Annotated in this window: 12 protein-coding genes; 9 read left to right on the top strand and 3 right to left on the bottom strand. The window is 70.5% G+C overall.

The features are described from left to right. Window positions 1-42 precede the first annotated feature (42 nt). The 9 genes from ABD089_RS13160 to ABD089_RS13120 all read left to right on the top strand — a co-directional run bounded on the left by ABD089_RS13160 (window position 43) and on the right by ABD089_RS13120 (window position 16,997). Window positions 43-921, top strand: a complete 879-nt coding sequence (locus ABD089_RS13160) for a pyruvate, water dikinase regulatory protein (protein WP_343886910.1) — start codon at window positions 43-45, stop codon at window positions 919-921. A 123-nt stretch (window positions 922-1,044) separates the two neighbouring features. Beyond that, window positions 1,045-3,702 (top strand): pyruvate, phosphate dikinase, encoded by a 2,658-nt coding sequence (gene ppdK / locus ABD089_RS13155; RefSeq protein ID WP_343886909.1) that lies wholly within the window; start codon window positions 1,045-1,047, stop codon window positions 3,700-3,702. 178 nt (window positions 3,703-3,880) lie between these two features. Then, the gene (locus ABD089_RS13150; RefSeq protein WP_343886908.1) at window positions 3,881-4,342 is read left to right on the top strand and encodes a hypothetical protein; all 462 of its coding nucleotides are present in this window, start codon (window positions 3,881-3,883) and stop codon (window positions 4,340-4,342) included. 75 nt (window positions 4,343-4,417) lie between these two features. Continuing rightward, the gene (locus ABD089_RS13145) at window positions 4,418-5,515 is read left to right on the top strand and encodes an FHA domain-containing protein (RefSeq protein ID WP_343886907.1); all 1,098 of its coding nucleotides are present in this window, start codon (window positions 4,418-4,420) and stop codon (window positions 5,513-5,515) included. A 142-nt stretch (window positions 5,516-5,657) separates the two neighbouring features. Beyond that, entirely contained in the window at window positions 5,658-11,900 is a 6,243-nt protein-coding gene (locus tag ABD089_RS13140; RefSeq protein WP_343886906.1) for an Ig-like domain-containing protein, read from the top strand. A gap of 1 nt (window position 11,901) precedes the next feature. Next, window positions 11,902-12,873, top strand: coding sequence for an AAA family ATPase (locus ABD089_RS13135; RefSeq protein ID WP_343886904.1), 972 nt, complete (start codon window positions 11,902-11,904; stop codon window positions 12,871-12,873). Then, window positions 12,870-14,087 (top strand): DUF58 domain-containing protein, encoded by a 1,218-nt coding sequence (locus tag ABD089_RS13130; protein WP_343886903.1) that lies wholly within the window; start codon window positions 12,870-12,872, stop codon window positions 14,085-14,087. Before ABD089_RS13135 ends, ABD089_RS13130 begins: the two co-directional genes overlap by 4 nt. Further along, window positions 14,084-16,378 carry a transglutaminase TgpA family protein gene (locus tag ABD089_RS13125; RefSeq protein ID WP_343886902.1) on the top strand — a complete coding sequence of 765 codons (2,295 nt, stop codon included), beginning with the start codon at window positions 14,084-14,086 and terminating at the stop codon, window positions 16,376-16,378. The genes ABD089_RS13130 and ABD089_RS13125 overlap by 4 nt, the downstream gene beginning before the upstream one ends. Window positions 16,379-16,394: 16 nt before the next feature. Next, the gene (locus ABD089_RS13120) at window positions 16,395-16,997 is read left to right on the top strand and encodes an FHA domain-containing protein (protein WP_343886901.1); all 603 of its coding nucleotides are present in this window, start codon (window positions 16,395-16,397) and stop codon (window positions 16,995-16,997) included. A 20-nt stretch (window positions 16,998-17,017) separates the two neighbouring features. On the opposite strand, the gene dcd is transcribed toward ABD089_RS13120, so the two are convergent. From dcd to deoC, 3 genes are all read right to left on the bottom strand, one after another. Then, on the bottom strand, window positions 17,018-17,599 hold the full coding sequence (gene dcd, locus ABD089_RS13115; RefSeq protein ID WP_343886900.1) for a dCTP deaminase: 582 nt from the start codon (window positions 17,597-17,599) through the stop codon (window positions 17,018-17,020). After that, a complete protein-coding gene (locus ABD089_RS13110; RefSeq protein ID WP_343886899.1) occupies window positions 17,599-19,422 on the bottom strand; it encodes a glycoside hydrolase family 127 protein in 1,824 nt (607 codons plus the stop codon). The genes dcd and ABD089_RS13110 overlap by 1 nt, the downstream gene beginning before the upstream one ends. A gap of 142 nt (window positions 19,423-19,564) precedes the next feature. Then, a complete protein-coding gene (gene deoC, locus ABD089_RS13105; RefSeq protein ID WP_343886898.1) occupies window positions 19,565-20,230 on the bottom strand; it encodes a deoxyribose-phosphate aldolase in 666 nt (221 codons plus the stop codon). Window positions 20,231-20,270 lie beyond the last annotated feature (40 nt).

Raw genomic sequence — 20,270 nt, 5'->3', positions numbered from 1 at the left:
CCGCCCTATGCGCCGTGTGCCGGGGGAGATAGGTTCGACGCCATGGCGACGGAGCCACTCGAGATCCACGTGATCGCCGACTCCACCGGGGAGACGGCGGCCCGTCTCGCGCGCGCTGCGCAGGCCCAGTTCACCGACACCGCCTTCACCATCATCCGACACCCGCGCACGTCCAGCCCGGACGCACTGCTCCGGGTCTTCGACGCACTGCGCAAAGACGTCCACCCGCGGCGCGTCGTGCTGTACACCCTGGTCAACGAGCACATGCGCGACCTGGTCGCCAAGGCCTGTGAGGAACTGTCCATCCCCGCGGCCGACCTGTTGGGCGGCGCGCTGGGCGCGATCGAGCAGGCCACCGGCGCCGAGGCGGACGAGGTGGTCCGGCGCCCTGTCGGCGTCGAGGCCGACTACTTCGAGCGCATCTCGGCGATGGAGTTCGCCGTCCGCAATGACGACGGCGCCATGCCCGTCGCGCTGCGCGAGTGCGACATCTGCCTGGTCGGCGCCTCCCGCTCGGGCAAGACCCCGCTGTCGATCTACCTGGGCTACTGCGGCTACAAGACGGTCAACGTCCCACTCGTCCCCGGCATCGAACCACCGGCCGAACTGTGGGGGCTGGAGCGCTGGCGCATCGTCGGTCTGACCATCGACGCCGAACGGCTGCTCCAGATCCGCAACCGACGCGTGAAGAGCCTGGGCGGTTTCGGCACCAAGGACGGCTACGCCGACCTCGCGAAGATCTATGACGAACTGGACGAGGTGGGCGAGATCCAGCGCAGGCTGCGCTGCCCGGTGATCGACACCACCGGCCTTGCGCTCGAAGAAGCGGCCGCCCGCATCATCGAGCTCGTGGACGAACGCGCCAAACGCTCCGGGGGACACCTCAGACGGCCCGCCGGGAGCCTCAAGATCCAACCCTGACGGGCCATTCCAACCCCGAAGGACAGTCCCTAGGGGTCACCACCGCGGTAGGTGGGCACAACCGAACACATCCAGTGGGGCCGCCCGGCCGCACCGCACGGACGAATCGAAGGAGATTCCGCAGTGACCGAGAAGTACATCTACGACCTGGCCGAGGGCGACGCCACGATGCGCAACCTGCTCGGTGGCAAGGGCGCTGGCGTCGCCGAGATGCACAAGGTCGGGGTTCCCGTCCCTGACGCCTTCACCGTGACCACCACCGCGTGCGTCGAAACCATGAACCGCAACGGCGAGTGGCCGGACGAGCTGCGCGGGCAGGTCGAGGAGGGCCTGAAGCGTCTCGAGGAGCGCACTGGACGCGTGCTCGGTGGCTCCGAGAACCCGCTGCTCGTCTCGGTTCGTTCCGGTGCCGTCTTCTCGATGCCCGGCATGATGGACACGATCCTCAACCTGGGCATCAGCGATGACACCGTCGAGGCCGTCGCCAAGGAGGCCGACAACGAGCGCTTCGCCTGGGACTGCTACCGCCGCTTCATCCAGATGTACGGCGAGGTCGTCGAGGGTGTCTCCGGGCACGCCTACGAGGACGCGCTGAGCGAGATGAAGGCCCGCAAGGGCGTCGAGCAGGACACCGACCTGACCGCCGAGGACCTCAAGGCCCTGGTCGCCGAGTTCAAGCAGATCAGCAATGACGAGCTGGGTGGCGAGTGGACCACCGACCCGCGCGAGCAGCTGATGCGCGCCATCAACGCCGTCTTCAAGAGCTGGCAGAACCCGCGAGCGGACGTGTACCGCAAGGCCAACAACATCCCGGCCGACCTGGGCACGGCCGTCAACGTGATGCAGATGGTCTTCGGCAATCGCGGCGACACCTCGGCCACCGGTGTCTGCTTCACCCGCAACCCCTCCACCGGCGCGAACGAGCTCTACGGCGAGTTCCTGACCAATGCGCAGGGGGAGGACGTGGTGGCCGGCATCCGCACCCCGCGTCCGCTGGGGGAGATGCGCGAGATCCTGCCGGAGGCCTACGACCAGCTCATCGACACGATGACCAAGATGGAGGCCCACTACAAGGACATGCAGGACATGGAGTTCACCATCGAGAATGGCAAGCTCTACCTGCTGCAGACCCGCAACGGCAAGCGCACCGCCGCCGCCGCGCTGAAGGTCGCCTCCGACCTGGTCAACGAGGGCGTCATCGACAAGGCCGAGGCCCTGAACCGCATCGAGCCGGCCCAGCTGGACCAGCTGCTGCACCCCGCCATCGACCCGAACCATGGCAGGGCCGCGATCGCAAAGGGCCTCCCGGCGTCCCCGGGGGCCGCCGTCGGCGAGCTCGTCTTCGACGCGGACACCGCAGCCGCCCGCGGCGAGAAGGGCGAGAAGGTCGTCCTGGTGCGTTTCGAGACCACCCCGGACGACATTCACGGCGTCATCGTCTGCCAGGGCATCCTGACCGCCCACGGCGGCATGACCTCCCACGCGGCCGTCGTCGCGCGCGGCATGGGCAAGCCCTGCGTCGCCGGAGCCTCGGGCATCAAGATCGACCCGCTGGCCAAGACGCTGACCATCGGTGACCAGGTCTTCAACGAGGGCGACGTGATCACCCTCAACGGCTCCACCGGCGAGGTCTTCGGTGAGGCGCTGGAGCTGATCCCGCCGCAGATCAACGAAGACTTCCAGAACGTCGTCCAGTGGGCCGATGAGGTGCGCACACTCGGCGTCCGCGCGAATGCGGAGAACTTCGAGGACGCGACCAAGGCGCGCGAACTGGGTGCCGAGGGCATCGGCCTGTGCCGAACCGAGCACATGTTCTTCGGCGCCGACCGCCTGCCCGCCGTGCGGGAGATGATCGTCGCCGAGAACTCCGAGCAACGAGCTGCAGCGCTGGAGAAGATCCTGCCGATGCAGCAGGCCGACTTCGAGCAGGTCTTCACCGCGATGAAGGGGCTGCCGGTCACCGTCCGTCTGCTCGACCCGCCGCTGCACGAGTTCCTGCCGAACCTGGTGGAGCAGAGCCTGCTGGTGCAGAAGCTGGAGCTGACCGGCGGTGACGCGGCCGAGCTCGAGGAGGCCCGCAGGGTGCTGGCGCAGGTCAAGAAGCTGCACGAGCAGAACCCGATGCTCGGCACCCGCGGCTGCCGCCTGGGCGTGCTGTACCCGGAGATCCCGGACATGCAGGCCCGTGCCATCATCAGGGCCGCCCTGGCGGTGCTGGAGCGCGAAGGCGAGACCATCGGCATCGAGATCATGATCCCGCTGGTGGCCCTGCCCGAGGAGCTGAAGATGCAGCGCGCGATCGTCGACGCGGCGGTTGCCGACGAGTTCGCGAAGGCCGGCAAGGAGCTGCCGTACACGGTGGGCACCATGATCGAGCTGCCGCGCGCCGCGATGGTGGCCGACCAGATCGCGGAGCACGCCGACTTCTACTCCTTCGGCACCAACGACCTGACGCAGACGACGATCGGCATCAGCCGTGACGACGCGGAGAACGGCTTCCTCACCCACTACGTCATGGACGGCGTGCTGAAGAAGAACCCCTTCGAGTCCATCGACGTGGACGGCGTCGGCCAGGTGGTCCGCACCGGCGTCGAGAAGGGACGCTCGGTCAAGCCCGACCTCAAGTGCGGTGTCTGCGGCGAACACGGCGGCGACCCGGACTCGATCCAGTTCTTCCACGAGGTTGGCCTGAACTACGTCTCCTGCTCGCCCTTCCGGGTGCCGATCGCCCGCTTCGCGGCGGCCAAGGCGGCCATGGGGAACCGGGTCAACGACAAGTGACGTCCAGCTCCTGGTGAGCTGAACGGTTCGGACGCGCGACGGGTCGGTGGGTGCTCCCGCCGGCCCGTCTCGTCGTCACCCAGAGGGAGTCGGCTGCCCCGGCAGCTGAGGGGTGCCTGAGCCCTGCACGGGCTCGGAACCGGCCAGAACTGTCGGCGGGGCCGGTTAGCCTCGAGGAGTGGACGAACTGACGAGCCGGGCCGAACCCGACAACGCCGAGGTCGCGCGGGCGATCGACCTGGCGGATGAGTTTGGGATGAGCGTCGTGCTGGTCCGGCTGCGGGTGGACGCCGAACCGGGGCTCGCCCAGCTGCTGCTGGCCGAGGCCGAGCTGGAGACCGCCGAGAGCCTGATGGGGCAGGAATGGGTGCTCTGGCACCGGGAGATGGGCGAGCGCGCGGCCTTCATCGTCCTGGACGGGGCACCTCGTTCGCTCAAGCGAGCGCTGGTCGAACTGGAGGACTCCCATGACCTGGGCGAGGCCTGGAACCTCGACCTGGTCACCGGCATGGACGAGGGTCCGGACGTCTGGCACGCGAGCCCGGAACGGCCGAGCCAGCGACCATCCATCGGTGTCGCAGCGGACGAGTTGACCCGCGGATATGACTGGTCGCGAGGCAATCCGTCGCTGGGAGGATGACCCGGGAGCGGGTGACAATGTAGGGGTTTGGCGTGATGCGCCCCGCAGGTGTGCATGACAGGTGAGGGGGCTGTGATGGTGGAGCAGTGGATGGCGCAGCACGTGCCCGGTGGGCGGATGTTGCTGATGGGTCCGCAGTGCGCGGTGCTCTTGCCGGCCGAGGTCGGCTCGCAGCTCGCCACGAGCCTGTGGCCGCCAATCCAGGGCGAGCCCTCCCCGGTGGCCCTGGTCAACACCCTCACCGGCGCCGGCCTGGACAGCCTGCACGACTTCGCCCTGCTGGTGGCCGACGGGCAACGTGTCCGCTGCCTGGTGCGAGGCGACGTGCGCGTCAGCGATATCGATTCGGGTGAAGTCCTCGCCGACGGCGGGGGTCTGCTGACCTGGCGCGAGGCGAGCCTGACGGGCGTCCGTGGCGTGCGCCTGGGCCGCGCCGAGGAACCCGCTCGTCTCCCGCTGAGGGTGGGGGCGGCGATGGTCAGCCACGCGGACATCACCTTCGACGGGTCCGATCCCACCCCAAGGGAACACGAGCCCGCTGCCGAGCAGAGCCCGGCAGCGGTGGCGATCCCGGCCCCCCTCGCACCAGACGAAGCTGGTACACCACAGAGCCCCGAATCCGGGCCCGAGCTGGCGCCCAGCCCCAGCGACCACGACGGCATGACCATCTTCCAGCGCGACATCGCCGCCACCCACAAGCCTTCCGAGGAGCCTCCGAGCCAAGTGCTCGCGGCCCCGTGCGTCGAGGGCCATGCGAACCCGCCGGGTAGCCACTCCTGTCGAATCTGCGGCGCCCCCGTCGAGGCGGGCACGCCGCAGATCGTCCGTCGTCCCCCGCTGGGTCTGTTGGTGGCTTCGGACGGGCAATCGGTCGAGCTCGACCAGCGGGTATTGGTCGGCCGCGCCCCCAGCGCCGACGGCTTCGGCCCGGGCGTGCGCCTGCTCACCGTGCCCTCTCCCAACCAGGACATCTCCCGAAGCCACCTGCTGATTGCCCCGGACGGCTGGGCGATCGAGGCGACCGACCTGGAGTCCACCAACGGCACCCTGCTGATGCGTCGCGGCCAGGAGCCGATCCGGCTGCTCGGCCAGCAGCCGACGCTGGTGCAGATCGGTGACGTACTCGACCTGGGCGACGGCGTCACCGTCGAGGTCACGAACCCGACCCTCTGACAGCCGCGAACCCCAGACCAACAGCGACGACATGTCCAGCCCCGCACCGCCGTCCAGCCCCGCACCGCCGTCCAGACCCGCACCGCCGTCAAGACCCGCACCGCCGTCTGGCCGGGCGCCCCGCGCGTCCCTGCGTCGGCTGGTGCGCACCGGTATCTCCCGACTGCCCGGGGGCTGGCGTGAGCGTGCCGAGAAGGTGGCCGGTGACCGGCGCGCCCGACGCACCGTCCGCGCTCTGGAACGTCACGGCGGTCTGGTCGGCGTCGGCGCGCTGGCGCTGGCCGTCGGGACGGGCGCGGTACTGGTGCCCGGCGTCCGAGCGGCCGACGAGCACCTGGACGACCAGGCCGTCTACGTCGCCAACAGCTCCGCCGCGCTGATCGGCATGGTCAACCCACAGATCACCCAGCTCGCCGCGGCGGCCCCGGTCAGTGGGCAGTCGGGTTTCACGATCTGGCAGGACGCGCAACAGGTGCTGGTCCAGGGCGCGACCTCCAACCAACTCCAGCAGTACAACCCGGCCACCAACACCATGGGCGCACCGATGAACCTGCCCGCGGGCGCCGCCGTGGCGGTGCAGGCCGGCAGGGTCTCGATCACCAACCCCAGCACGGGAAAGGTGTGGTTCCGGCCCGTCACCGAGATCCGCGACGACCTCGACCAGGCCCGCCCTGCCCTCGATGTCGGGGAGTACGGCACCGCGACGGTCACCTCCGCCGGCACGCTGGTGGGCGTCGACGTCGCCACCTCCGAACTCGTCCGCGCCGGTGCCTCCGAGGGCGAGCAGCTGACCGCACCGGTCGACCTGGGCCTGACGAAATCGTCGCGCAATGTCCAGATCTCCGCCGTCGGCGACCGGGCCGTCGTCTACGACGGTGACTCCCGCGCCATCTGGCTCGAGGACGGTTCGGCAACGGACCTCGCAGGTTCCGGACGGGTGCAGCTGGCGCAGCCGGTGACCGACGTCCTCGGCGAGGATGACTGGCACGCCCTGTTCGCCACCGAGACCGGCCTGTCAGTGCTGGAGGGCAGCCGAGTGCGCAACCTGGTCGACCTGCCCGCCCTCCGCGGCACCCCCGTGCGTCCCGTCGTCCGCGGCGAGTGCGCCTACAGTGCCCTGCAACGGAGCACCGGTGACTCGATCGGCAGCCTGGTGAAGTACTGCCGCGGCGCCGACCCGGTCGTGCTCGACATCCCCCTGCCCGATGCCCCTGCCGAGCCGCGGCTGCGGCTTGCGGTCAACCGCGGCACCGTCGTGCTGAACGAGACGGTCTCGGGCCAGAGCTGGATCGTGGACGACGAACTGCGCGCCGTCCCGCAGGCCTGGTCGCAGCTCACCCCGCCCAGCCAGACCAACACCAACCAGACCAGTACGGGCTCCTCCTCGGTGCAGCGCAGCACCAAGCAGCACCCGCCTGTCGCGGTGGCCGACCAGCTGGGTGCCCGCGCCGGCCGCGCGACCGTCCTCGACGTGGTCGCCAACGATCACGACCCAGACGGTGACGTGATCACCGTCTCCGAGGCGCCCACCAGACTGCGTGATGGCATCGTCGTCGAACGCATCCGCGGCGGCGCCGCCCTGCAGGTGACCGTCCCATCCGGCACCACCGGCACGGTGAGCTTCCCCTACACGATCAGCGACGGCTATCCGCGCAGCACCGCCAGCGCCACCGTGACGTTGAGGCTTGCGGACGCGGCGGCCAGCCGCGCCGACCAGCCCCCCGTCCAGACCCGCGCCGACCGGACCCTGACCGTCGCCCAGCGCGGGCAGGCGAACCTGCGCGCGCTGCTGGACTGGCGCGACCCCGAAGGCGATGACATCGTGCTGGTCGACGCCACCACCACCGACCCGGACGACGAAGTGGCCTTCACCGCCGACGGCAACATCACCTACCGGGCCATCGGCGCCGGGACGGCAGCCCGCCGCCTCGACCTGGTCGTCTCGGACGGGGTGCGCACCACCAAGGGCAGCGTCAAGGTCGTCGTCACGCCCAAGGCCTTCGCGCCGGTCGCCAATGCTGACCACTACCAGACCCGCGTCGGGACGAAGCTGCTGCTGACCCCCACCGACAACGACGAGGGAGAGGGGCTCAAGCTCGGCGCTCCCGGCGCCCCCACCCGCGCGGGGGCGAGCACCCCCGAGGCCGGTTCCTGGGCCCTGGAACGCAAGCAGGCCGACAATGCCCTCGAGTTCACCGCGAACGTCCCCGGCACCTGGTACCTGACCTATCCCGTCACCTCGTCCACCGGTGGGCCCAGCGAGGGCATCATCCGCATCGACGTCACGGCCCGATCACAGGCCAACACCGCACCGGTCGCGGCGCGCGACGTCGGGCTGATGACCTCCACCAACACGGTGCTGGTCGACCCGCTGGCCAACGACACCGACGCCGACGGGGATGTGCTCGTCGTCCAGTCCGTGCAGGCCGTCGACCCCGATGCACCCGTCCGGCTGGAGCTGCAGCAGCGCCAGTACGTGCACGTGGAGGCGATCCGGCGCATCACCAAGCCCGTCCAGCTGCGCTACTGGGTCAGCGACGGCGAGAACTCCGTGGCCGGCACGATCATGGTCGTCCCCGCCGTGCCCTCCAGCGGACGGGCGCAACCGGTCGCCGCCGCGGACGAACTGCGCGTCCGGGCCGGCACCACCGGCAGCGTCGACGTGCTGCGCAACGACCACTCGCCGCTGGGGCTCGACCTGCACCTCGTCCGGCTGGAGGGCGCCGCTGGCGACAGCGCCTGGATCGATGGCGACCGGATCCGCGTCGCCACCGCCCCCAGCACCGACGGCACCTCCTTCCCGGTCACCTACGTGGTGGCCGACTCCGACGGCAAGCGGGCCAGCGGCGTGCTCAACGTGCAGGTCAACTCCTCCGACGGCAAGAACGACGCCCCCACCCCGCCGGTGGTCGAGGCGCGCGTGCTCTCCGGCACCTCCACCCGGGTTCGGATCCCGCTCGATGGGATCGACCCGGACGGTGACCCGGTGCGGTTGGTCGGGCTGGGCAGCGGACCCAGGCTGGGACGCATCACCCAGCTCGGCGACGGCTACCTCACCTACGAGGCCTTCCCCGGCTCCCGGCTCACCGACACCTTCAAGTACCAGGTGATGGACGCCAAGGGCGTGGTCGGCGTCGGGGAGGTGCGGGTCGGCATCGCGGAACGACGCACCGAGTCGACTGCACCGACGGCGAACCTGGACACCCTGGCGGTGCGGCCCGGGCGGGCGGTCCAGTGGCCGGTGCTGGCCAACGACCACGACATCGACGGCGACCCGATCACCCTCGGCGATGCCGACACCCTCGAGCTGCCCTTCCCCGCGACGGTCACCAACCGCACCGACCTCTCCTTCACCGTCCCCAGCAAGACCGGTCTGTACACCGGCACCTACCTGGTGCGCGACCAACTCGGGCTCAACTCCCGCGGCGGGCTCTCGCTCACGGTCAGTGCCACCGCCCCGTTGCACGCGCCGGTGGCCCGCGACGACGTCGTCGCGCCCTCCCAGATCACCGGCAAGGAATGGATCCAGGTGTCGGTCACCCGCAACGACTTCGACCTGGACGGACGCGCGCGCGACCTGACGATCAGCGTCCCCGCCGACGAGGCAGCCCAGGGCGTCGAGGTGCAGTCGGACGGGAGCCTGCGCGTGCCCGTGCAGGAGACCACCCGCCAGTTCCGCTATCGGGCCACCGACACCGACCAGTTGTGGGCCGAGGCGGTGGTCACCGTCCCCGGACGTGAGAATCAGCTGCCCGCCCTGCGTGCAGCCCTGGAACCACAGGTCGTCACGGCCGGACAGACCACCACCTTCGACCTCAACCAGCTCGCCGTCGGCACCTCGGGCCGCAAGCTCGTGATCCGGGGTGACAAGGACATCGTCGCCACCACTGGCGAGGCGAACCACGACGGCGCCAAGGTCTACTTCACCCCGGCGCTGACCAGCCAGGGGCCTGCCGCGGTGGTGGTCAACGTGACCGAAGATGTGCCGGTTGCAGAGGGTCCGCGGCAGGCGTGGCTGACGATCCCGGTGACGGTGAAGCGGGCACCGAGCTCCCGCAGCGACGGCAAGCAGGGCCCCACCGAGGCCAACTTGCCGCCCCAGGGCGCGGTGCCGACCATCACGGTCACCCCCGGCGAGGTGGAGATGGCGATCGGTCTGGCGTCCCACTTCACCGACCTGGAGCTGCAGGACTTCCACTTCGAGGGCTGGAGCGCGGCCCGCGGCGGCGACGCCGCCCTGGAGTTCCGATTCAACGACACCCAGGACACGATCCTGGTCAAGACCGGCATCAAGACCGCACCCGGCGCCAAGCGGACCATCACCGGCAGCGTCGTCGACGCCGGCGGCAGCCGCGCCCCCGTGACGATCCAGCTGGTGGCCGGCACCTCCCGTCGTCCGCTGCCGGTCGCCGGCACCGACACTGTCGACAAGGCGGTCGGGGGAAGAGCGTCCACGGTCAGCGTGCTCGCCAACGACCGATCCTTCGTGAAGCCGGACACCCTGACACTGGTGGGAACCCCGGTGGTCACCCAGGGGCGGGCAACCGTCGCGGTGAAGGGCGACCAGGTGGTCGTCACGCCCGCCGAGGGCTTCCACGGCCTCGCGGTGGTCACCTACACGATCCAGGACGCGACCGGCGACCCCGACCGGCAGGTCGACGGGCAGGTGCGGCTGATCGTGCTGGCCAAGCCGGACCCGCCCGGCACCCCGGTGGCCAGCGAGGTGGGCGACCAGAAGGCGACGCTGACCTGGAGCGAGCCCTCCGACAACGGCCTGCCGATCACCAGATACCAGGTCACCGCCACCTCGGCCACCGCCGGCACCCGGCAGCAGGAGTGCACCTCCAGCCGGTGCACCATCAACGGCCTGACCAATGACGCGGCCTACACGATGACCGTCCAGGCGTACAACGAGCTCGGCTATGGCGCGGCGTCTCGGCCGTCGGCCCCGATCCGGCCGGACGTGCGACCCGACGCCCCGAACCGTCCGGTCGGCACCTCCGCCGATGGGAGCGTCGAGCTCAGCTGGCAGCCGCCGACCAACCGCGGTTCGGCGATCCAGCACTACGAGGTGCAGGTCGGCGCGCCGCTCAACAAGACCGTGAAGCTCGGCAATGTCACAATCTATCGCTGGGCCGGCCTGACCAATGGTCAGGAGTACACCTTCCGGGTGCGGGCCACGAACAAGGTCGCCGAGCCTGGCGAGTGGTCGCCGGCTTCCGCGTCCGTGATGCCGGTCGGCAAGCCCTCGGCTCCCACCGCCGTCACCGCCACCGACACCGGCGCCAAGGATGGCGGCGTGGTGCGCATCGCGTGGCGCCAGCCCGCAGACACCGGCGGCGTTGCCATCACCCGGTACACGGTGCAGGCCGTCGAGGGCGGACGGACGACGACCATCGACACCGTCGACGGTGACGTCACCGCCACCACTTGGTCGTCCGCGGTGGCCGGGCGCAGCTATGTCTTCCGCGTCATCGCCGAGAACAGCGCCGGGGCCGGACCCGCCGGGTCATCCGAGACCTACCGCCCGTGGGGCCGGCCGGACGCACCGTCCGGCTTCACGATCATGGGGGGACGCAACCAGGTCACCCTGACGGGCCTGGGCAGCACGGACGACCGGACTCCGGTCGCCAGTTACGAGTTCTGGGTGGAGGCCGGTGGCGACCAGAGCCGGCACGTCGAGTTCGCCCCCGGCGACACGCTGCCCACCATCGGCGACCTCCAGGCAGGCAAGGAGTATGTCGGCCACCTGGTCGCGGTCTCCCGCGCCAATGGGGTCACCCGCACCAGCCAGGTTGGTTCCACGAAGGCCCGCGCCACCGTCCACGGGCAGCTCGGTGCGGTCGAACTCGTCGCTGGCGCCGCGCGCGACGGCGCTCCCGGGTCCCGCAGCTACCGGGTGCGGGCGCTCTCGGGGCCCTCGCTCGATGCAGCCGGGGTCACGGACGTCCGTTACGAGGTTTCGTCCGGGGACGGGAACTGGACCGCCGTCAAGGCTGACACCGACATCGCCGTGCAGGCCCCGACCTCGGTCGTGGCGCGCGCCGTCGACACCGGCCACGACCTCGCCGGCCTGGAGACCACCCTCGGCCTCGACACCACGATGTCCGTCGGCCAGGACCCCGGGAGCAAGAAGGTCCAGGTCTGGCTGCAGTCGTGGCCCGGCACCACGGTGCGCTGCACGCTTGCCACCGCGGACGCACAGGTCGCGGCCATCGACCGTGACCTCAACGGTGGGGGTGCTGGGGCGACCTTCGAGTGGGCCCCCGGGACGCCAGACCCCGCCAACCCACCCAACGACATCCCGCTCACCGTCCAGTGCCAGACCCAGGGCCAGGACGGCGTCACCCAGACCACCTCCTACACCTGGAAGCAGGCCCCCTGACATGTCGATGACCCCCGAACAGGCTGCTTGGTTCAGCGACACCTTCGCGCTGCTGGTGCGCAATGTCGAGCGCGCAATCATGGGCAAGACAGAAGGCGTCCGTCTGGCCCTGACCTGCCTGCTGGCCGAGGGTCACCTTTTGCTCGAGGACACCCCCGGCACCGGCAAGACCTCGCTCGCACGGGCGCTGGCCCAGTCAATCCAGGGCAGCCACTCGCGCATCCAGTTCACGCCCGACCTGCTCCCCTCGGACGTCACCGGTGTCACCATCTACGACCAGAAGACCGGCGACTTCGAGTTCCACCGGGGGCCGGTGTTCGCGTCGGTGGTGCTCGCCGACGAGATCAACCGCGCCTCGCCGAAGACCCAGGCCGCGTTGCTCGAGGTGATGGAGGAGCAGCGCGTCACCATCGACGGCGTCTCCCACGATGTGGGTTCGCCCTTCCTGGTGATCGCCACCCAGAACCCGATCGAGCAGGCCGGCACCTATCGGTTGCCCGAGGCGCAGTTGGACCGCTTCTTGATGAAGACCTCTCTCGGGCACCCCGACCGGGAGCACACGGTGCAGATCCTTGCCAGCGGCGGTTCGCGCCCCAACTCGCCCGCCCTGCCGCCGGTGATCACCGCGCAGGCCGCGGGCGAGATGGGCCAACTGGCTGCGTCGGTGTTCGTGGAGTCGAGCGTCGTCGACTACATTGCCCGGCTGCTGGAGGCCACCCGCGAGGAGCCGGACGTGCGTCTGGGCTCGTCGATCCGAGGTGGTCTGGCGCTGATGCGCGCCTCCCGGGTGTGGGCCGCCAGCCAGGGCCGACACTTCGTCGTGCCGGACGACGTGAAGATGCTCGCCGTCCCCTGCTTGGCGCACCGTCTGGTGCTGGACCCGGAGAGCGAGTTCAACGGCGTCACCGCCGAGGATGTGACCGCGCGCGTGGTCGGCTCCGTCACGCCTCCGACGGAGCGCACCGCCGAATGAGGCGACCCGATGTGCCGCTGCACCCCTTCGGCTGGGCCACCCTGGCCGCGGGGGTCGGCTGTCTGCTCGTCGGGCTGGTCACCCGGTGGTGGGAGCTCCGTCTGGTGGGCGTCTTCGCCCTCCTTTTGGTTGCCATCGCGCTGGCCTTCACCCTCGGGCGTCCCGCCTACCGCGTCACCGTGCAGGTGGACGACGACCGGGTGCTGGTCGGAGACCCGGCCGGCGGCGGGTTGACCGTGACCAATGTCGGCGGACGACGCAGCCTGCCCACCCGATTGGACCTGCCGATCGGCGAGCAGGTGGCAAGCTTCCCGGTGCCCAGCCTGGCTGCCGGAGCCGAGCAGCCCAACGGTTTCGTCGTGCCCACCCAGCGCCGCGGCATCGTCCACGTCGGGCCGGCCAGCACGGTGCAGGGCGACCCGCTCTCACTGGCCGGGCGCACCGCCCGCTGGACGGAGCAGGTGACCGTCCACGTGCATCCACGAACGGTGCCATTGCCCGGTGGGACGGTCGGTCTGGTGCACGACCTGGAGGGCCGCTCCGCGGACGAACCCAGCGACGCCGACATGGACTTCCATGCCCTGCGCGAGTATGCGCCGGGCGACGACCGGCGGCAGGTGCACTGGCGCTCGACGGCGCGCGCCGGCCAGTTGTTGGTGCGGCAGTATGCGCAGACCCGACAGGCCCGGCTGGCGCTGGGCCTGGACACCGCGCCCGGCTCCTACCTGGACGACGACGAATTCGAGCTTGCCGTGCAGGTGGCCGGATCGGTGGGCCTGCAGGCGCTTCGGGAACGCAACCCCCTGACCTTGGTCACCGAGCAGTCGGTGCTCCCGGACCCCCATCCGCGCCGGCTGCTGGACGAGCTGAGCGGCGTACAGCTGGCTGTGGCCGGGGGCGCACGGAATGGGGCCGGCCGGAATGGTGCTGGTTGGAATGGTGCTGGCCGGAATGGTGCTGGCCCGCGGGAGCTGGCGCGGCAGCTGATGCGTCGCTGTCCCACCGCGTCCGTCGTCGTGGTCGTCACCGGCTCGGCGATGCGTCCCGTCGAGCTCTCCCGCCAGCTGACCGCGATCCCGGAACAGGTGCGGGTGATCGCCATCCAGGCCCACCCCGCCACCAGCACCGTCGTCCGATCGATCGCACGCACCTCGATGATCCGGGTGCCCGAGCTGTCCGAGCTGCCCCGCGCCATGCGGAGGGCCACGCTGTGAGCGCCGGAGCGGGGGTCTTCGAGACCACGACGGGACGATCCCGCTGGGTCTGGTTGGCGGTCGACGCCATCGCCCTGGTCGGGTTCGGGGCCCTGCTGGGGCTGGTCTGGCTGCCCACCTTCGGGGCCGGTTGGTTGTGGGTCACCGTGCTGGGCGGAACCCTGCTCGGTTGGACCATCGGCGTGCTCGCGCACCGTCGCGGCCTGGGCGTGGGGCGCACCGCCGCCGTCACCGCCCTGGTCTGGTTCGCGCTGGGTGGGATGTTGGCGATGCCGTCTACCACCACGGCTGGCGTGTTCCCCACCGGACGGACGCTGCACGGCCTGGCCTCCGCACCGGTGACGGCGTGGAAGTCGGTGCTCCAGTTCGACCCGCCGATCGGTGAGACCGGGAACCTGCTCTGCATCCCGTTGGCGCTCGCCATCGCCCAGGGTCTGCTGGCCTGTGCGGTCAGCCTGCGCAGCCGACGGCCGCAACTGGCGTGGCTGCCGCCCGCCGCCGCGCTGGGGTTCGCGGCCTGGTTGGGGACGGGCGTCGGTCTCCACCCCGTCGGGGTCGCGATCGGCTTCGCCGTGCTGGCCCTGGTCTGGACGACGTTGAGGCTCGGCACCCTGCGCGGCTTGCTGGTGCGTCAGGGCGGGCGTCACAGCCTGTTGAGCCCGTTGATGGCGCTGCTGGTGCTGGGGCTGGCGGGCGCCGGCACCTGGTGGCTGGCGCCGGCGCTCGAGCCTGACCGTCAGCCCGCCACGCTCCGTGATGCCGTCAGCCAGCCGCTGGACCTGCGCCACGAGCCGTCCCCGCTGCAGGCCTTTCGCGCCAACCTCGCCGACGACCGACGCGATACCACCTTGTTCACGATCGCCGGCGACCTGCCGGCGGGCGCGATCATCCGGCTGGCGACGCTGGACGAATGGGACGGGCTGGCCTACCAGGTCACCAACTCCGGCGACGGCGGTGCCCAGACAGGGCAGTTCCGCCGCGTCGGCGCCTCGGTCGAGGCACCCGACCAAGGGGCGCCCGTCGACCTGACGATCACCGTCGACCAGCTGGCCGGCATCTGGCTACCGACCGTGGGAAACACCACGTCGGTCGGATTCCTCGGATCGCGCTCGTTGGACCTGCGCGAAAGTCTCTTCCACAACCGCGCCACTGGCACCGCGCTCACCACCGCCGCCCTGCAGCCCGGTGACGCGTACCGCTTCACCGGTCGTGTCGTCGCCCGTCCCTCGGACGAGAAGATCCAGGCCGCTGCCCCGGGGACGGCGGCCCTGCCCGCCCCACGACAGGTGCCCGACACCGTGGGTGACGTGGCCCGGGTGATGCGCGGCACCGCCACCGGCGGGGACGCCGCGCTGAAGATCGAGAAGGCGCTGCGGGAGGGTTACTTCAGCCACGGACTGCCCGACCAGACTCCTTCCGCGCCCGGGCACTCCGCGGCCCGAATCCAGACCTTGCTGCAACGCAACCAGCTCGACCCGCCCTCGATGATCGGGGACGACGAGCAGTACGCAGTCGCGATGGCCCTGCTGGCCCTCGATTCCGGTGTCCCGTCCCGGGTGGTTTACGGCTACCGCAGCCCCGGCACCAGCGGCGGTGCCGTCACCGGAGCACAGGTGGGCGCCTGGACCGAGTGCCAGCTCGCCGACCTCGGCTGGGTTGCCTTTGACCCGACCCCGCCACGCGACCGGACGCTGGACAAGATCCCGCCGGACAACCCGCCCGCCCCCAACAAGCGCGTGGACGCACCGCCGCCGCGCGCCGAACCGCCGCAGGCACCCCCGCTGGACAACACGCTGCCCGCAGAGGATGCGAAGGCGCCCCGCAAGGGGATCCAGGTGCCGTGGGCGACGCTGGGACGGTGGACCCTGACCCTGGGCATCCCGGTGGTCTTCGTGCTGGCCCCGCTGGTGGCGGTGCTGCTGGCCAAGCGTCGCCGTCGTCGCCGCCGGCTGGGTGCCGATCTGGCCGCCAACAGGGTCGCCGGGGCGTGGGCGGAGGTCGTCGACACCGCCCGTGACCTCGGAGCTCGCCCGTCCCCGGCAGCGACGCGCAGCGAACAGGCCGAGCAATTGGTGCTGGACCACCCCGAGCTGGCCCGAGACACCGACCCGATCGGGCTGGCCAAGGCCGTCGACCATGGTGTCTTCCGTCCCGAGCCGGTCAGCGCCGAGGAAGCTGGCGAAGTCTGGCACGGTGCCGGTGGCCTGATCAGTACCTGGCGCCAGCAGCTGCCTGCGTGGCGCTGGCTACGATCGAGGTTCTCGACCAGGTCGCTGCGGCGGTACCGCTGATGGGAAAGGGCACGCGATGACCGAGAAGCCGAACCTGTGGCGCCGCATCTTGGGGGTCTTCGCCGAGTCGCCCGCGCCGCTGCCGGATGTCGTCACGCCGCGGCCAATGCCCGATTCCCCGATCGACACCGTCCCGGTGACCCCGGCGCCGCCGTCACTGGTGGGCGAGTCGTCCTCGCAGATGCCGATCGTCGCCGCCTCCGATCCCAGCCTGCTGCCCCCCGAGCCGATCGAGCACGTGGACTGGGCGCCGCCGCCGCGCGCGGTACCGGACGGCCGTCCGCGGGATGTCGGCTGGTATCTCATCCTCGACGACGGACGTGAGGTCGAGCTGGTGCGGCTCGCGCTGGTCGGCAGGCACCCGGAGACGGCCCCCGAGGAGCCGGGGGCGGCCCTGGTGCAGATCGGTGGGGACGGCCAGTCGGTGTCCAAGACGCACCTGTGCGTGGGTGTCGACGACGACGGTGCCTTCCTGATCGATCGTGGCTCGACGAACGGAACTGCCTTGGTGTCGACGTCTGGACGACTTGAACCCCTCAGCCCCGGGATCCGGTCCCGGGTTCAGCCGGGCCAGCGGGTGAGCCTCGGCGACCGCTGGCTCGTGGTCAACCGCCACTGACCGGAGGGATCGTCGAAGGATCAGTCGGTGATCCGCGTGTGGTGGAAGTTCTGGAACGACCGGGACGGCGTCGGACCACGTTGGCCCTGGTAGTGGGAGCCAGCAACGTCGCTGCCGTAGGGATGCTCGGCCGGGGAGCTGAGGTCGAAGAAGCACAACTGGCCGATCTTCATCCCCGGGTAGAGCTTCAGCGGCAGGGTCGCCATGTTCGACAGCTCCAGCGTCACGTGCCCGTCGAAACCGGGGTCGATGAAGCCCGCCGTCGAGTGGGTGAGCAGGCCAAGTCGTCCCAGCGACGATTTGCCCTCCAGCCGGGCCGCCACGTCCTGCCCGAGCCGGACCCGCTCCCAGGTGGCACCCAGCACGAACTCGCCGGGGTGCAGCACGAAGTAGTCATCGGGGTCGACGACCACCTCGCGCGTCAGGTCGGACTGGTCGGCGGCGGGATCGATCACCTCGTAGCGGTGGTTCTCGAAGACCCGGAAGACGCGATCCAGCCTGACGTCGACGCTGGACGGCTGCACCATCTGCTCGTCCCATGGCGTCAGTTCGACGCGCCCGCCGGCCACGCCGGCGCGGATGTCACGGTCGCTGAGCAGCATCAGATGACCGGCAGCCAGACGCGCATCGGCGCCGGGCGCCGGTTGCCCCACTGGTAGTAGGGAAGGAGTTCGGCCCAGCTGATCTCCGTGTCGGGAGCGACCATCGAGCGCGAGTACAGCTGCTGGGCCTGGCGACGGCGGTGGGCCGCCACGTTGATCCGCGGCAGCTGCCCGTCATCGGCCGCAAGCACCTCGGCGGTCGGCAGGAAGACCAGCGACTCGAGGTCCTCGACGTCCACCTGCTCGGCGCAGTAGAGCACCGGGCCGCGCAACAGTGCGCGGCAGCCGCGGACGGCGTCCACGCGCGGATGCGCGAAGAGGAAGCGGGGCTCCATCGCGAACTCCAAGGTGGTCGACCAGCCGTCGACCAGCTCCTGGTCGATGTAGCTGTCGATGACCAGCGCCGAGCGTCCGTTGAGTGTCGTGTGCTCGCACCAACCGGGCACGCGCAGCTTGATGCGGGCACCCGGCACCGGGGTGCCCTGGTAGCTGAGCTTCACCACGCCGTTGGCCGGGTAGTTGGTCTCGATGGTGAGGGTGCCGGTGCCGACCTCCTCGGGTACGTCGATCGTCGCGTCCACCCACTGCTGGATCAGCAGCGTGGAGCCCTGGGTGGTGGCGACATAGGCGCCGAGCTGGGAGACCGCGCGGGCCAGGTTGGTGGGGCCGGACGGCACCCACGGCGCGCGCTGGATGCGGGAGTTGTCCTCATTGCGCTGCAGCGTGCGCACCTGCAGCGGGTTGGCGCGGAAGAAGCTCTTGCCGTCGGCACCGATGGAACCCGGAAGCTGGTTCACGGCCAGCTTCTCCATCGCGTCGGCGTAGCGGGCCTCGCCGGTGAGCAACAGCAGGCGCCAGTTGGCGAGCAGGTCGGCGACGCCGGCGGAGGTCGCGGCGTAGGCGCGGGAGGCGGGCAGCTCGTAGGGGGCGCCGAAGGACTCGTCGAAGTGGCGCGAACCGAGGCCGCCGGTGATGTACTTCTTGGTCAGGTGCGCCGATTCCCAGCGCTTGATCGCGGCATCGCGCAGCTGGGTGTCGCCGGTCTCGGCGGACAGGTCGACGCAGGCAGCGTCCAGGTAGAGCGCACGGACGACGTGACCCAACGCCTCGGTGGACTCCCGGACCGGTTCGTGATCGAGGAAGAAGGCGGCCGGGAAGCGGTCGGTCGGCATCGTGCGGTGGCCCCGACGATCGACCAGGGCCTTGGCGGTGTCCAGATAGGACCTCTCGTCGGTCTCGCGGTAGAGCTCAACCAGCGCGTCCTCCATCCCGGGGTGGCCGTCGAAGCCCTCGCCCTGCGGGCCGAACTTGCCGACGACCAGGTCGGCGAAGCGGCGCGCAACCTCCAGCAGCTCGGGACGCCCGACCCGGGCCAGCGCGATACCGGCCTGCACCAGGTGGCCGCCGGTGTGCAGTTCATGGCCGTAGGCCAGGTCGGACCAGGGTCCGGTGACCTCGCGCTGGGTGTTGAGGTAGCCATCCTCGTGCTGGGCGGCGGTGATCAGCGCAACGGCCTCGTCGACGAAGGCGTCGAAGGCGGTGGTGCCGGTGCGTCCGATCTCCCAGGCAATCGCCTCGAGGAGCTTGTAGACGTCGGAATCGGTGATGCTCGTGCCCTCGCGCCCGTCTTCACCTGCGGCGGAGCGGCGGAAGTTCTCCAGCGCACCGGTCTCGCGCAATTGCTCGATGATGTGGGGGATCGTCGCGTCGGCGTTGCGGCGCTGGAAGCGCCCCAACCAGCCGTCCTCCGAGGGGTGCACCCGGTCGAGCGAGACCGGATTGAGCGCGGCGGAGAACTTCGCCGGGGTGACGAGCTGGGTCATGGCATTCCTCACGAACGTTGTGACTGGCTGGGCTCAGCCTATGAGAGACCGCGGCCCGACGGGGCGATGCCCATCGCGCGGCGCGCGGGAAGGGCCCATCGCGCGGGGCGCGGGAAGGCCCATGAGCGGGGCGCGGGAAGGGTCATTCGCCAGCTTCGGCGAGGATCTGCGCGCTGGCGCTCAGACCCAGGCGGGTGGCCCCGGCCTCGACCATCGCCGATGCGGTGGCGAAGTCCCGGATGCCGCCCGAGGCCTTCACCCCGAGACGTCCGCCGACGGTCTGCGCCATCAGCCGAACGGCTTCGACGCTCGCGCCACCGGCCGCGTGGAAGCCGGTGGAGGTCTTCACGAAGTCGGCACCGGCGGCTTCGGACGCCTTGCAGGCAGCGACAATCTCGTCGTCGGTCAGGGCCGCGGACTCGATGATGACCTTGAGGACGCGGGGGGAGGGCACCTCGGCCTTGACCGCGGCGATCTCGTCGGTGAGGGCCTGGGTGTTGCCGGCCTTGAGCAGGCCGATGTCGATCACCATGTCGACCTCGTCGGCGCCGTTCGCGACGCTCTCCTTGGCCTCGGCGGCCTTGACGGCGGCGGTGTGCTTGCCCGAGGGGAAGCCGCAGACGGTCGCGACCTTGACCGGGCCCAGGTCGGCGGTGACCGGAAGCATGTTGGGGGAGATGCAGATGGAGTAGGTGCCGAGCTCGACGGCTTGGGCGGCGAGCGCCTCCACGTCGGCGGGGGTCGCGTCGCTCTTCAGCAGCGTGTGGTCGATCATCTGCGCAAGCGAGGCGCGGTCAAGGCTCGTCATGGGCACCAATCTAGTGGTGCGGGCGAGAAGCCGGGCCATC

The sequence above is a fragment of the Luteococcus sanguinis genome (genome assembly GCF_039527675.1).
GTDB lineage: Bacteria > Actinomycetota > Actinomycetes > Propionibacteriales > Propionibacteriaceae > Luteococcus > Luteococcus sanguinis.
This window is presented reverse-complemented; position numbering and strand designations above follow the sequence as displayed.

What these genes read in the sequence shown, in the direction of transcription:
- ABD089_RS13160 (WP_343886910.1), top strand. Translation starts at nt 43, where the DNA reads ATGGCGACGGAGCCACTCGAGATCCACGTGATCGCCGACTCCACCGGG.
- ABD089_RS13145 (WP_343886907.1), top strand. Translation starts at nt 4,418, where the DNA reads ATGGTGGAGCAGTGGATGGCGCAGCACGTGCCCGGTGGGCGGATGTTG.
- ABD089_RS13135 (WP_343886904.1), top strand. Translation starts at nt 11,902, where the DNA reads ATGTCGATGACCCCCGAACAGGCTGCTTGGTTCAGCGACACCTTCGCG.
- ABD089_RS13130 (WP_343886903.1), top strand. Translation starts at nt 12,870, where the DNA reads ATGAGGCGACCCGATGTGCCGCTGCACCCCTTCGGCTGGGCCACCCTG.
- ABD089_RS13120 (WP_343886901.1), top strand. Translation starts at nt 16,395, where the DNA reads ATGACCGAGAAGCCGAACCTGTGGCGCCGCATCTTGGGGGTCTTCGCC.
- dcd (WP_343886900.1), bottom strand. Translation starts at nt 17,599, where the DNA reads ATGCTGCTCAGCGACCGTGACATCCGCGCCGGCGTGGCCGGCGGGCGC.
- ABD089_RS13110 (WP_343886899.1), bottom strand. Translation starts at nt 19,422, where the DNA reads ATGACCCAGCTCGTCACCCCGGCGAAGTTCTCCGCCGCGCTCAATCCG.
- deoC (WP_343886898.1), bottom strand. Translation starts at nt 20,230, where the DNA reads ATGACGAGCCTTGACCGCGCCTCGCTTGCGCAGATGATCGACCACACG.